The following is a 12,506-nucleotide window of genomic DNA, read 5'->3' as shown; positions in this document are numbered from 1 at the left end:
CACCACGTGCCCTCGTGGTGTCTGCCGGTGCGCCGCGCGTATCCGGGTATGTATGGCATTGCCTCCATCTATCCCCTGAGCCAAGGACCGTGATCGACGTGAAGGTCGGCATCCCCCGCGAGGTCAAGAACAACGAGTTCCGGGTGGCCATCACCCCCGCCGGTGTGAACGAGCTGGTGCGCCACGGCCACCAGGTCGTCATCGAGCAGGACGCCGGTGTCGGCTCCTCGATCACGGATGACGAGTTCGTCGCCGCCGGTGCGCAGATCCTGCCCACCGCCGACGAGGTCTGGGCCACCGCCGACCTGCTGCTGAAGGTCAAGGAGCCCATCGCCGAGGAGTACCACCGTCTCCGCAAGGACCAGACGCTCTTCACCTACCTGCACCTCGCCGCCTCCCGCGAGTGCACGGACGCCCTGCTGGAGTCCGGCACCACCGCCATCGCGTACGAGACGGTCGAGACCGCGAACCGCGCCCTGCCGCTGCTCGCTCCGATGTCCGAGGTCGCGGGCCGGCTGGCCCCGCAGGTCGGCGCGTACCACCTGATGCGTTCGGCCGGTGGCCGCGGCGTCCTGCCGGGCGGCGTCCCGGGCACGTCGGCCGGCGAGGCCGTCGTCATCGGTGGCGGTGTCTCCGGATGGAACGCCACGCAGATCGCCGTCGGCATGGGCTTCCACGTGACCCTGCTCGACCGTGACATCAACAAGCTGCGCGAGGCCGACAAGGTCTTCGGCACCAAGGTCAAGACGATCGTCTCCAACGCCTTCGAGCTCGAGAAGGCCGTCGTCGAGGCCGACCTCGTCATCGGTGCGGTTCTCATCCCGGGTGCCAAGGCGCCGAAGCTGGTCACCAACGAGCTCGTCGCCAAGATGAAGCCCGGAAGTGTACTTGTCGACATTGCAATCGACCAGGGTGGCTGCTTCGAGGACTCGCGTCCGACCACCCACGCCGAGCCGACCTTCAAGGTCCACAACTCGGTCTTCTACTGCGTCGCCAACATGCCGGGCGCGGTGCCGAACACGTCCACGTACGCGCTCACCAACGCGACGCTTCCCTACATCGTGGAGCTCGCCAACCGTGGCTGGGTCGAGGCGCTGCGCCGCGACGCCGCGCTCGCCAAGGGTCTCAACACCCATGACGGCCAGGTCGTTTACGGCCCGGTCGCCGAGGCCCACGGCCTGCAGAGCGTCGAACTGAGTGCTCTTCTCGGCTGAGAGTCAACGCGTGCCGTCAACATCAGGCCAACGGCCGGACCTTGCCGAGCAAGGTCCGGCCGGACGTGTATACGACCACTTTGCGACACTCGTTCAACTCGCCTCGAACGTAGCCCTTTACCCGTTTCGCGCACCAACGAGGCCTGACGGCCGCCTCGCGCCGTGCCCCCCGAGCGCCCTTGACAGAAGCGTGTTCGGTTGCCGACACATCGGGCCGGGTCCGGTGGATTGTGTTGCTGCGGACCGGTGACACGCCATAGAGTCGCAAACCGTCGGCATGGTGCCACGCTGACCTATCGATAAAGTCCTGGTCACATCCAAGGAGGTAAGACGACTTGTGAATGAGTCGACATTTACTCCCGGGGGTGGTCAACCGGGGATGCCTGCGAGGGGCCGGGTCCCGTCAACAGAGGAGCCCGGGCTCGAGGCTGTCGGCTCCGTCGCTGTCCGAACCTTCGAGACGCATCAGCACACGACGCACCCGACGCACATGACGACAGCCCACACGATGAAGATGATGGACGGCCAACACGTGAACGCCATGGCCGGCAACGAGAGTGGCCGAGAGTCCACCCACTTCGCCGCCTACGAGGAAGTCCCCGAGGGGCACTTCTACGACCCCGACGCCGAGTACGAGCCCGATCCCGAGTACGCCGCCACCCTCGCCCCTGACGCCGCGCGTCAGCGCCGCGAGCGGATCGGCCCCACCGGGCGGCCGCTGCCGTACTTCCCGATCCCGGGCCCGCTGACCGATCACGGCCCGGCGAAGATCATCGCGATGTGCAACCAGAAGGGCGGCGTCGGCAAGACGACGTCGACCATCAACCTGGGCGCCGCGCTCGCTGAGTACGGACGGCGTGTGCTGCTCGTCGACTTCGACCCGCAGGGAGCCCTGTCGGTCGGCCTCGGCGTCAACCCGATGGAGCTGGATCTCACCGTCTACAACCTGCTCATGGAGCGGGGCATGTCGGCGGACGAGGTGCTGCTGAAGACCGCGGTCCCCAATATGGACCTGCTGCCGAGCAATATCGATCTTTCCGCCGCCGAAGTGCAGTTGGTGAGCGAGGTCGCGCGCGAGTCGACGCTCCAGCGTGCGCTGAAGCCGCTGATGAACGACTACGACTACATCGTGATCGACTGTCAGCCCTCGCTCGGTCTGCTCACGGTGAACGCGCTGACCGCGGCGCACAAGGTGATCGTGCCGCTGGAGTGCGAGTTCTTCGCGCTGCGTGGTGTGGCTCTGCTGACCGAGACGATCGAGAAGGTCCAGGAGCGGCTCAACCCCGACCTGGAGCTCGACGGCATCCTCGCCACGATGTACGACTCCCGTACGGTGCACAGCCGCGAGGTCCTGGCGCGGGTCGTCGAGGCTTTCGACGATCACGTCTACCACACGGTGATCGGCCGGACAGTGCGCTTCCCCGAGACGACCGTCGCCGGTGAGCCCATCACCACGTACGCATCGAACTCCGTGGGCGCCGCCGCGTACCGTCAGCTCGCCAGGGAGGTGCTCGCCCGGTGTCACGCCGAGTGAGTCTGCCCGGGGCCGACGAGCTGTTCCGTACGACCGGGGGCATGGCGCTCCAGTCCTCGTCCCCGCGCAGGCAGGCCAACGGCGAGGCGAGGGTGCCGGCGCCGGCGGGGGAGAGCGATCCGATCGCGGACGGAGCGGCCGAGCCGTCCTCACCGGCCACCGCTCCCGCCTCCGCCTCCTCTCAGGAGCACTCCGCGGCTGAGGCCGACTCCGGGGCGCAAGGGCGCAGCCGGACGGCGGAGGCCGAGCCCCCCGGCGGGGCCAAGCGGCGCCCGCAGGAGGCTTCGCCCGCCACCGCTCCGGCCGGGCAGGCGCGCCGCCGGGGCGGCGGCCGTGGTGCGAACCGCCGCCCCAGCGGGCGCGAGCGGCACGACGAGAAGATCACGGTCTATGTCTCGGCCGAGGAACTGATGGACCTCGAACACGCGCGGCTGGTGCTGCGCGGCGAGCACGGGCTGGCCGTCGACCGTGGGCGTATCGTCCGCGAGGCGGTGGCCGTGGTGCTGGCGGATCTTGAGCAGCGCGGCGACGCGAGCATTCTCGTACGACGCCTGCGCGGGCGCTGACGGTAGCCTGCGCGCTGCCCTGCCTGCTCCTTTTGCCCCCTGGACCACGATGCCCACGACCGACGACTCCGCCCCGCCGCCGCCCCGCCGCTCGCTGGGCCGCGGCCCGGGCACGGGCCGGGGCGGGCGTCCGGCGGTGGGCGAGGAGGGGTTTTCCCCCACCCCGCCCCATCCCGAAACCGGGGGCGAGCCCCCGGCCCCCCGTCGCCCGCTTCGCGGCGACACCGACACCGACACCGCCGTGCCGGAACCGGCCGCGGGCGAGCCCGCGGAGGTTCGTTCGCCCGGGGAGGCCCCTGCCGGGCCCGGTCGCCCGCTTCGCGGCGAAGAGCCCGCGGACGCCGGTCGTCCGGCCGAGCCGGAGCCGGACGTGGCCGGCGCAGAGTCCTCTCGCTCCGGCGGCGCCGGGGTGCCAGCCGGGGCCGGTCTCGGGCTTCGCGGCAATGGCGGTCTCGCCGAGGCGGACGTGGCCGGGCCGGAGGCTTTGGTTGAGTCCCGGCGCTGGGCCGAGGCTTCCATCGGGTCCGGTCTCGGGCTTCGTGGCAATGGCGGTCTCGCCGAGGCGGCGCCAGACGGGCGCGACGCCGCGGATGCCCGTCCGTCCGGGCGGTCGGAGGACGTCGGCGCGGCAACAGCGGAGCTCAGTCGGCCGCTCCGGGGCGATGGCGAGCCCGCGGATGCCGGTCCGCCGGCCGAGGCCGAGCTTGCGGCCGGGGATCCCGGAGCCGCCGGCGGCGACAACGCCCCGCAGGCCGGGGACGGAGAGGGCCCCGGTGACGCGGCTGCCGGTGCGCCCGCCGCCCCCGCCGCCCCCGTCGACGACGGGCGGTTCACCGTGCGGCTCGCCAACTTCGAGGGGCCCTTCGATCTGCTGTTGCAGCTCATCTCCAAGCACAAGATGGACGTGACCGAGGTCGCCCTGTCCAAGGTCACCGACGAGTTCATGGCGCACATCCGGGCCATGGGCAACGACTGGGACCTCGATCAGACCACCGAGTTCCTCGTCGTCGCCGCCACCCTGCTCGATCTCAAGGCCGCCCGGCTGCTCCCCGCCGCCGAGGTGGAGGACGAGGCCGATCTCGCGCTGCTCGAAGCGCGTGACCTGCTCTTCGCCCGGCTGTTGCAATACCGCGCGTACAAGCAGATCGCCGAGATCTTCAGCGGGCGCCTGGAGGACGAGAGCAGGCGGTATCCGCGTACCGTCGGACTCGAACCCCATCACGCCGAGCTGCTGCCCGAGGTCGTCATCAGCATCGGCGCCGACGGCTTCGCCGGACTCGCGGTCAAGGCCATGCAGCCCCGGCCCAAGCCGCAGGTGTACGTGGACCACATCCACGCCCCCCTGGTGTCCGTGCGCGAGCAGGCCGAGGTGGTCGTCGCACGGCTGCGGGAAGCCGGGCAGGTGAGCTTCCGGGACCTCGCCGCGGATGCTCCCGACACCCTCACCGTCGTCGCCCGCTTCCTCGCCCTGCTCGAGCTCTACCGCGAGAAGGCCGTCGTCCTGGAGCAGGAGACCGCCCTCGGGGAGCTCATGGTGCGCTGGACCGGTGGCGAGGGTGCCGATCAGCCCATCGTGACCGACGAATTCGATTCTGAGGTTCGCGAGAACCAGGAGGAGGACGAGAACGCGTGAGTGATCTCAAGCCCGCGCTCGAAGCGGTCCTCATGGTCGTCGACGAGCCGGCCACCGAGGAGCACCTTGCCAAGGTGCTGGAGCAGCCGCGCCGGGCCGTCGCCGACGCCCTGCGCGAGTTGGCGGACGAGTACACCGTCCAGGGCCGGGGATTCGAGCTGCGGCTCGTCGCCGGCGGCTGGCGGTTCTACTCACGCGCCGAGCACGCCGACGCCGTAGAGCGCTTCGTTCTCGACGGGCAGCAGGCCCGGCTCACCCAGGCCGCTCTCGAGACCCTCGCGGTCGTCGCGTACCGCCAGCCGGTCAGCCGTTCTCGCGTCTCGGCCGTACGCGGCGTGAACTGCGACGGCGTCATGCGCACCCTCCTTCAGCGCGGTCTGGTCGAGGAGGCGGGCGCGGAACCTGAAACAGGTGCGATCCTGTACAGGACGACGAACTACTTTCTGGAGCGGATGGGCCTGCGAGGCCTGGACGAGCTCCCGGAGCTCGCGCCCTTCCTCCCCGAGGCGGAAGCGATCGAGGCCGAGACACAAGAGGGTGTGCCGTCGTTCGATCCGGACGCACCGGACACCGACGCAGACGACAAGACGGAATTTTGATGCGAAGCAGCGGCAGGAACAGCGGAAGCGGCAACCGGGACTCCCGGGGCGCAGGCGGGAACCGGGACTCCCGGGGCGCAGGCGCCAAGGGGCGCGACGACAAGCAGGGGCAGCGCCCCCGCCGCCCCCGGCCCGAGGAGCGCCGCTACGACGTGGGCGGTTCCGCCGAGGAGAGCGGCCCCCGCAAGGGCCGTGGCGCGGCCGCGCGCGGCGGTGCGAAGGGCGGCCCGAAGCCCGCGCAGAAGCCCCAGGGCACCCGGCGCGGCAGCGCCCCGTCCCGCCCCCGCGAGCTCGACGCCAAGATCGAGCAGCGCAACCGTGACAGGTACGCCGACAAGCCGCAGGTGAAGACGCCGAAGACCTTCCCGGGCGCCGAGCAGGAGGGCGAGCGGCTGCAGAAGGTGCTCGCCCGCGCCGGCATGGGCTCGCGCCGCGCCTGCGAGGAGCTGATCGACCAGGCCCGCGTCGAGGTCAACGGCAAGATCGTCGTCGAGCAGGGCATGCGTGTGGACCCCGACAAGGACGAGATCAAGGTCGACGGACTGACCGTCGCCACCCAGTCGCACCTCTTCTTCGCGCTGAACAAGCCCGCCGGTGTGGTGTCGACGATGGAGGACCCGGACGGCCGCCAGTGCCTGGGTGACTACGTCACCAACCGTGAGACGCGTCTCTTCCACGTCGGCCGGCTCGACACCGAGACCGAGGGCATCATCCTGCTCACCAACCACGGCGAGCTGGCTCACCGGCTGACCCACCCCAAGTACGGCGTGAAGAAGACCTACCTCGCCGCCATCCAGGGTCCGCTCCCGCGCGAGCTGGGCAAGCGGCTCAAGGACGGCATCCCGCTCGAGGACGGCTACGCCCGCGCGGACCACTTCCGGGTCGTCGAGAACACCGGCAAGAACTACCTGGTCGAGGTCACGCTCCACGAGGGCCGAAAGCACATCGTCCGCCGCATGCTCGCCGAGGCGGGTTTCCCGGTCGACCGGCTGGTACGGACGGCCTTCGGGCCGATCGGCCTGGGCGACCAGAAGTCCGGCTGGCTGCGCCGCCTGACCAACACCGAGGTCGGCATGCTGATGAAGGAAGTCGGCCTGTAGCCACAGCAGTTCTGGCACCAGTTCTCGCACGAAGCCCGCGGCCATCTCAGGCCGCGGGCTTCTCGCGTCTTGTGGGGCGGGCGGGTTGAGCTTTATAGTCAACCTGACTATAAAGGAGGCGGGTGTGAGTCTCGCGGACATCCTCGAACCCCTGCAGCAGCCGCTGTTCACCGTGCTCGACACCCCGGTGAGCTGGACCGAGGTCCTCGGCTTCGGCAGCGGCGCGCTCTGCGTCTGGCTCGTCGCCCGCCAGCACATCGTCAACTGGCCGATCGGCATCGCCAACAACCTCTTCTTCGTTCTGCTGTTCACCCAGGCCGGCCTGTACGCCGACGCGGGCCTGCAAGTCGTCTTCATCACCCTCGCCGTGTACGGCTGGTGGACCTGGACCCACGGGGGTGGACCAGGTCCCGACGGCCTCCCGGTACGGCGCACCAGCCGCACCGAGTGGACCTGGCTGCTCGCGGCGGGGGTGGTGGGGACCCTCGGTCTGACGCTCCTTCTCGACCGGGCCACGGACTCGGGCGTCCCGTTCTGGGACGCGCTCACCACTGCCCTGTCACTGATGGCGACGTACGGGCAGTGCCGCAAGCGCCTCGAGTCCTGGTGGCTGTGGATCGCGGCCGACGTGGTCTACATCCCGCTGTACGCGTACAAGGAGCTCTACCTCACCTCACTGCTGTACGCCGGCTTCCTGACCCTCTGCGTCATCGGGCTGCGTGACTGGTCGCGCGATGTGGCCGCGGGGCAACGGGACTTGGCGGTGGTACGGGCATGAAGCGCTACCGGCACGGGCTGGTGCTCGGCAAGTTCTATCCGCCCCACGCGGGACACCACCACCTCGTACGCACGGCCAAGGACCGCTGCGAGCGGCTGACCGTCCTTGTCTGCGCCGCCTCGGTGGAGTCGATCCCGCTGCGCGAACGCGTCCGCTGGATGGAGGAGATCCACCAGGACGTGTGGGTCGTCGGGGCCGTCGACGACATTCCCGTGGACCTCACCGATCCGGCAGTCTGGGACGCCCACATGGCGATCTTCAAGGAGGCCGTTCCGGACCGGGGCGACGCCGTGGACGCCGTCTTCACCTCGGAGCCGTACGGGGACGAACTCGCCCGGCGCTTCGGTGCCGAGCATGTCTGCGTCGACGCGGAGCGCTCGCTCTTCCCGGTCTCCGGGACCGCCGTCCGCAAGGACCCGGTCGGCTGCTGGGACTACCTGGAGCGGCCGGTACGGGCCTGGCTCACCCGCCGGGTCGTCGTGCTGGGCGCCGAGTCCACCGGCACCACCACCATGGCTCGGGCGCTCGCAGAGCACTACCGGCGGCGCGGCGGAGTATGGGCGAGTACGCGGTGGGTGCCCGAGTGCGGCCGCGACTACAGCGAGGAGAAGCTGGCCGCTCTGCGTGACAAGTGGCCCGAAAGCCAATGGGAGGACGTGGAGTTCACGTCCGAGGAGTTCCCGGTGATCGCCAGGCGGCAGAACCGCAGGGAGAACCGGCTCGCCCGCAACAGCTCGCCCGTGCTCTTCTGCGACACCGACTCGTTCGCGACCGCCGTCTGGCACGAGCGGTACGTCGGCGGGCGCAATCCCCTCGTCGAGGAGATCGCCGACCGGGTCACCCACCACCTCTGGCTGCTCACCGACCACGAGGGCGTGGACTTCGAGGACGACGGGCTGCGCGACGGCGAGGAGCTGCGGCCCTGGATGACGGCGCGCTTCCGGGACGAACTCACCCGCACCGGACGCAGGTTCATCACACTGACCGGACCGCACGAGGAACGCCTGGCCACCGCGGTCGCCGCCGTTGACGCACTGATCGACGAGGGCTGGGACCTCGCCGACCCTCCCCCTACGCCCCGCGGGCGTGGGGGGACCCCCACGGAGAAGCGATGACGAGGAGCTGATGATGGAGGGCTACGACCCGGGCGCCTTCCCGCCCTTCGCGGTCACCGTCGACCTCGCCGTCTTCACGGTCCGCGAGTCACGGCTGCACGTCCTGCTCGTCAAGCGTGGAGAGGACCCGTACAAGGGCGCCTGGGCGCTCCCCGGCGGCTTCGTACGCGTCAGGGAGTCGGCGGGAGCCGCCGCCCGGCGCGAACTGGCCGAGGAGACCAGCCTGTCGCACGAGACCGTCGCCGGCCTCCACCTGGAACAGCTTCGGACCTACAGCGACCCCGACCGCGATCCCCGGATGCGGGTCGTGTCCGTCGCGTACACCGCGCTCGTACCGGACCTGCCCGAGCCGCGCGGCGGCGGAGACGCCGCACACGCCCAGTGGGTGGACCTGCCGGGCGCCTGCAGCCTCGCCTTCGACCACGACCGCATCCTCGCCGACGCGCACGAACGCATCGGCGCCAAGCTCGAATACACCTGCCTCGCCACCAGCTTCTGCCCGCGCGAGTTCACGCTCGGCGAGCTCCAGCAGGTGTACGAGACGGTATGGGGCGTCGAACTCGACCGACCCAACTTCCGGCGGAAAGTCCTCACCACGCCCGGCTTCGTCGAGCAGGTCGAGGGCCCGCCGCGCCGCACCGGCGGCCGCGGGAAACCGGCCGCACTGTACCGGGCGGGTGCCGCATCGGCACTGCACCCACCACTCCTGCGACCGGAAGGACGGCAGGCATGACCGCCATCAGGACCACAAGGACCGTTACCAAGCAAGCGGCCACCGGCTCGCTGATCGGGCTCGCGCTCGGGGACGCGCTGGGCTTCCCCACCGAGTTCAACGATGTGCCGCAGATCCTCGCCAAGTGCGGGCCGTGGCGGGAGATGGAGCTGGTCAGGCCCGCGATCGTCTCGGACGACACTCAGATGACGCTCGCCCTGGCGCGCGGCATCCGCACCGCGATGGACCGCGGGCTGCTTGTGGCGCCCCGGCTGATCCCGCCGGTGCGCGAGGAGTTCGTCGACTGGTACCACTCCCCGGAGAACAACCGGGCGCCCGGCCGCACCTGCATGGTCGCCTGCCAGAAGCTCGACAGCGACCGCCCCTGGCAGGAGGCCAGCCAGATCGGCTCCAAGGGCTGCGGCGCGAACATGCGGGTCGCGCCGGTGGGACTCGTACCCGGCCTGAGCGAGGAACAGCGGGCGGGGGCTGCGCAGTTGCAGTCCGCACTCACCCACGGCCACCCCACGGCACTGGCGGCCAGTGACCTCACGGCCCGGGCCGTGTTCCTGCTCGCCCAAGGTGCGGAGCCTATGGGGCTCGTGGGCCAGCTGCGCTCGTACGCGTACGAGATGCGCGGCCACTACTACCACCAGTGGCTCGGCAACCTGTGGACCTACTCCCACGACCCCACACCCGAGGCGTTCATCGCCCGCGGCTGGGACGAGTGCCTGCAGATCCTGGAACGACTCGGGACCGCGGTGCGCACGGCGAACCCGGAGACGGACCCGTGCCTGGCGACGGGAGACGGCTGGATCGCGGAGGAGGCGTTGGCCACGGCCTTGCTGTGCTTCCTGCTCTTCCCGGAACAGCCGGTCATGGCGCTGCGCCGGGCGGCGTGCACGAGAGGCGACTCGGACTCCATCGCCGCCCTCGCGGGGGCGTTCGCGGGGGCGCACCTGGGGGCAGGGGCGTGGCCCAAGGAGTGGTCGGAGCGGATCGAGTACCGGAGCGATCTGATGTCGCTGGGGGCGCTGTGGGATGCATGACGCACAAGTTGCGGCAGGCCGAGTGCGCTGCCCGTGCGGGGCTGACGTGGCCTCACCGGGCTGACGCCCTGCGCGGACGACGGGGCGAGCGGGGAGCCGGGTGCCGTCCGTGCCGTTCAGCCTGCGCCGCGTCCAGCTGTTCGCTCCCTCACGCCCAGGGCGTGAGCTCCCGTGCGTGCCCGTCCGCGTCCCGGCAGACGGTGAACACGGCGGTGACGGCCCCCCGCTCGATCGGCCCGTACACATGCGGGAAGAGCATGTCCTCGGAACCCTCCCAGCGGACCTCGGCGCTCAGCTGTGCCTCGTCGATCTGCAGGACCAGCAGGTTGGGCACGTCGCGGTAGGGGCCGTCGGCGATGGCGAGGGCGGCGGGCCCGTCGGGCGAGCAGTGCACGAAGCCTTCGGCGGCGAGCGAGGCAGGGGCGTACGGACGGTCCATGTCCGCCGTCCATTCGTCCACGGGCACGACGTGAAAGAGCATGCCGTCAGTTGTAGCGCACGGCCGCCCGAAGACGCCGGGTGCCTCGTCTCGGAGGGCGGTCGCCGCGGCCGTGTCCCGCCGCGCCTGACTAGGCTGAATGAAGCACTCGCACAGTAAGGAGCACGACGTGGCGGTACGAGCGGTCCGTGGAGCCGTCCAGCTGGAACGGGACGACGCCGGACACATGGACGAGCAGGTCAGCGATCTGCTCACCGCCGTGCTCGAGCGGAACGGACTCGTCGCGGACGACCTGATCAGCGTCTGGTTCACGGCCACGCCCGATCTGCACAGCGACTTCCCGGCGGCAGCCGCACGCAAGCTGGGCATCGTCGACGTGCCGCTGATCTGTGCACAGGAGCTGGACATCGTCGGGGCCATGCCCCGTGTCGTACGGATACTCGCGCATGTCGAGTCCGACCTGCCCAAATCGGAGATCGCGCACGTCTACCTCGGTGCCGCGGCCGCCCTGCGCAAGGACATCGCCCAGTGAGAACCGCCGTCGTCATCGGAACCGGCCTGATCGGCACCTCGGCGGCCCAGGCCCTGGCGGGGCGCGGGGTCACCGTCCACCTCATGGACCACGACCCGGAGCGGGCCCGTACCGCGGCCGCGCTCGGCGCGGGGACCGATGATCCGCCGGAGGGCCGGGTCGACCTCGCGATCGTCGCCGTACCGCCGGCGCATGTCGCCACCGCGCTCGCCGAAGCGATGCGCGCCGGGGTCGCGCGCGGCTACCTCGACGTGGCGAGCGTCAAGGGCGGCCCGCGCCGTGAGCTGGAGGCCCTGGGCCTCGATCTCAGCGCGTACATCGGTACGCATCCGATGTCGGGCAAGGAACGATCCGGTCCGCTCGCCGCGACCGCGGACCTCTTCGAGGGCCGCCCCTGGGTCCTCACGCCCACCCGCGACACGGACACCGAGGTCCTCAACCTCGCGCTCGAACTGGTCGCGCTGTGTCGCGCCGTCCCCGTGGTCATGGACGCCGACGCCCACGACCGGGCGGTCGCCCTCGTCTCGCATACCCCGCAGCTGATCTCCTCGATGGTCGCGGCGCGGCTCGAGGACGCGGACGACACGGCGGTACGGCTCTGTGGCCAGGGCATCCGCGATGTGACCCGGATCGCGGCGTCCGACCCCCGCATGTGGGTCGAGATCCTCTCCGCGAACCCGGGCCCGGTGGCCGACGTACTCGCCGGGGTGGCGGCCGACCTGGACGAGACGGTCCAGGCGCTGCGGGCCCTGCAGTCCTCGGACGAGTCCAAGCGCCTGGGCGGCGCCGAGGGCATCGAGGACGTGCTGCGCCGTGGCAACGCCGGCCGCGTCCGGGTCCCGGGCAAGCACGGCCAGGCCCCGACGTCGTACGAGATCGTGGCGGTCCTGATCAGCGACCAGCCCGGCGAACTGGCCCGGATCTTCGCGGAAGCGGGCCGGGCGGGCGTGAACATCGAGGACGTCCGCATCGAACACGCGACGGGCCAGCAGGCGGGCCTGGTGCAACTGATGGTGGAACCGGCGGCGGCGAAGGTCCTGACGACCGCCCTGCGGGAACGGGGCTGGTCGATCCGGCAGTAGCCGCGTCGGGGACCGGGCACGCGGCCGGCCGGTCCGGCAGCAGCCGTTGCCGGACCCGGTCGCGCTCGCTGCGCCGTACGTGTGTAAAGGCGGGCCCAAGTACTCGGTAACCTTGTTCAGGGCCCACCGGCAATTCCGCCTGCCCTCTCCGCG

General features: G+C 70.7%; 13 protein-coding genes. 12 read left to right on the top strand and 1 reads right to left on the bottom strand.

From position 1 onward, the window contains the following. Nucleotides 1-98 precede the first annotated feature (98 nt). The 10 genes from ald to FBY35_RS25370 all read left to right on the top strand — a co-directional run bounded on the left by ald (nt 99) and on the right by FBY35_RS25370 (nt 10,300). The gene (gene ald, locus FBY35_RS25415; RefSeq protein WP_142218158.1) at nt 99-1,214 is read left to right on the top strand and encodes an alanine dehydrogenase; all 1,116 of its coding nucleotides are present in this window, start codon (nt 99-101) and stop codon (nt 1,212-1,214) included. Nucleotides 1,215-1,593: 379 nt separating this feature from the next. Beyond that, complete coding sequence (locus tag FBY35_RS25410; RefSeq protein WP_142216299.1) at nt 1,594-2,748, top strand: ParA family protein; 1,155 nt, start codon at nt 1,594-1,596, stop codon at nt 2,746-2,748. Beyond that, nucleotides 2,733-3,314: a hypothetical protein gene (locus FBY35_RS25405; protein ID WP_399208842.1), complete on the top strand. Its 582-nt coding sequence runs from the start codon at nt 2,733-2,735 to the stop codon at nt 3,312-3,314. The genes FBY35_RS25410 and FBY35_RS25405 overlap by 16 nt, the downstream gene beginning before the upstream one ends. 49 nt (nt 3,315-3,363) lie before the next feature. Next, entirely contained in the window at nt 3,364-4,947 is a 1,584-nt protein-coding gene (locus tag FBY35_RS25400; protein WP_186357066.1) for a ScpA family protein, read from the top strand. 32 nt (nt 4,948-4,979) lie between these two features. Further along, nucleotides 4,980-5,546, top strand: coding sequence for an SMC-Scp complex subunit ScpB (gene scpB, locus FBY35_RS25395; RefSeq protein WP_360881515.1), 567 nt, complete (start codon nt 4,980-4,982; stop codon nt 5,544-5,546). Then, on the top strand, nt 5,546-6,646 hold the full coding sequence (locus tag FBY35_RS25390; protein ID WP_142216297.1) for a pseudouridine synthase: 1,101 nt from the start codon (nt 5,546-5,548) through the stop codon (nt 6,644-6,646). The genes scpB and FBY35_RS25390 overlap by 1 nt, the downstream gene beginning before the upstream one ends. 124 nt (nt 6,647-6,770) lie before the next feature. Then, nucleotides 6,771-7,424 (top strand): nicotinamide riboside transporter PnuC, encoded by a 654-nt coding sequence (gene pnuC, locus FBY35_RS25385; RefSeq protein ID WP_142216296.1) that lies wholly within the window; start codon nt 6,771-6,773, stop codon nt 7,422-7,424. Further along, complete coding sequence (locus tag FBY35_RS25380; protein ID WP_142216295.1) at nt 7,421-8,539, top strand: AAA family ATPase; 1,119 nt, start codon at nt 7,421-7,423, stop codon at nt 8,537-8,539. Before pnuC ends, FBY35_RS25380 begins: the two co-directional genes overlap by 4 nt. Before the next feature lie 10 nt (nt 8,540-8,549). Further along, entirely contained in the window at nt 8,550-9,272 is a 723-nt protein-coding gene (locus FBY35_RS25375; protein WP_142216294.1) for an NUDIX hydrolase, read from the top strand. Further along, complete coding sequence (locus FBY35_RS25370; RefSeq protein ID WP_142216293.1) at nt 9,269-10,300, top strand: ADP-ribosylglycohydrolase family protein; 1,032 nt, start codon at nt 9,269-9,271, stop codon at nt 10,298-10,300. Before FBY35_RS25375 ends, FBY35_RS25370 begins: the two co-directional genes overlap by 4 nt. Nucleotides 10,301-10,448: 148 nt before the next feature. Here FBY35_RS25370 and FBY35_RS25365 read toward each other — a convergent pair whose 3' ends face one another. After that, the gene (locus FBY35_RS25365; protein WP_142216292.1) at nt 10,449-10,781 is read right to left on the bottom strand and encodes a DUF952 domain-containing protein; all 333 of its coding nucleotides are present in this window, start codon (nt 10,779-10,781) and stop codon (nt 10,449-10,451) included. A gap of 127 nt (nt 10,782-10,908) precedes the next feature. Between FBY35_RS25365 and aroH the strand changes: the two genes are divergently transcribed. Beyond that, nucleotides 10,909-11,271, top strand: a complete 363-nt coding sequence (gene aroH, locus FBY35_RS25360) for a chorismate mutase (RefSeq protein WP_142216291.1) — start codon at nt 10,909-10,911, stop codon at nt 11,269-11,271. Continuing rightward, nucleotides 11,268-12,353, top strand: coding sequence for a prephenate dehydrogenase (locus FBY35_RS25355; protein WP_142216290.1), 1,086 nt, complete (start codon nt 11,268-11,270; stop codon nt 12,351-12,353). Before aroH ends, FBY35_RS25355 begins: the two co-directional genes overlap by 4 nt. The last annotated feature ends 153 nt before the right edge of the window (nt 12,354-12,506 follow it).

This window comes from Streptomyces sp. SLBN-118 (assembly GCF_006715635.1).
GTDB lineage: Bacteria > Actinomycetota > Actinomycetes > Streptomycetales > Streptomycetaceae > Streptomyces.
The sequence above is the reverse complement of the archived record's forward strand: the minus strand, read 5'-3'. Positions and strand labels throughout refer to the sequence as shown.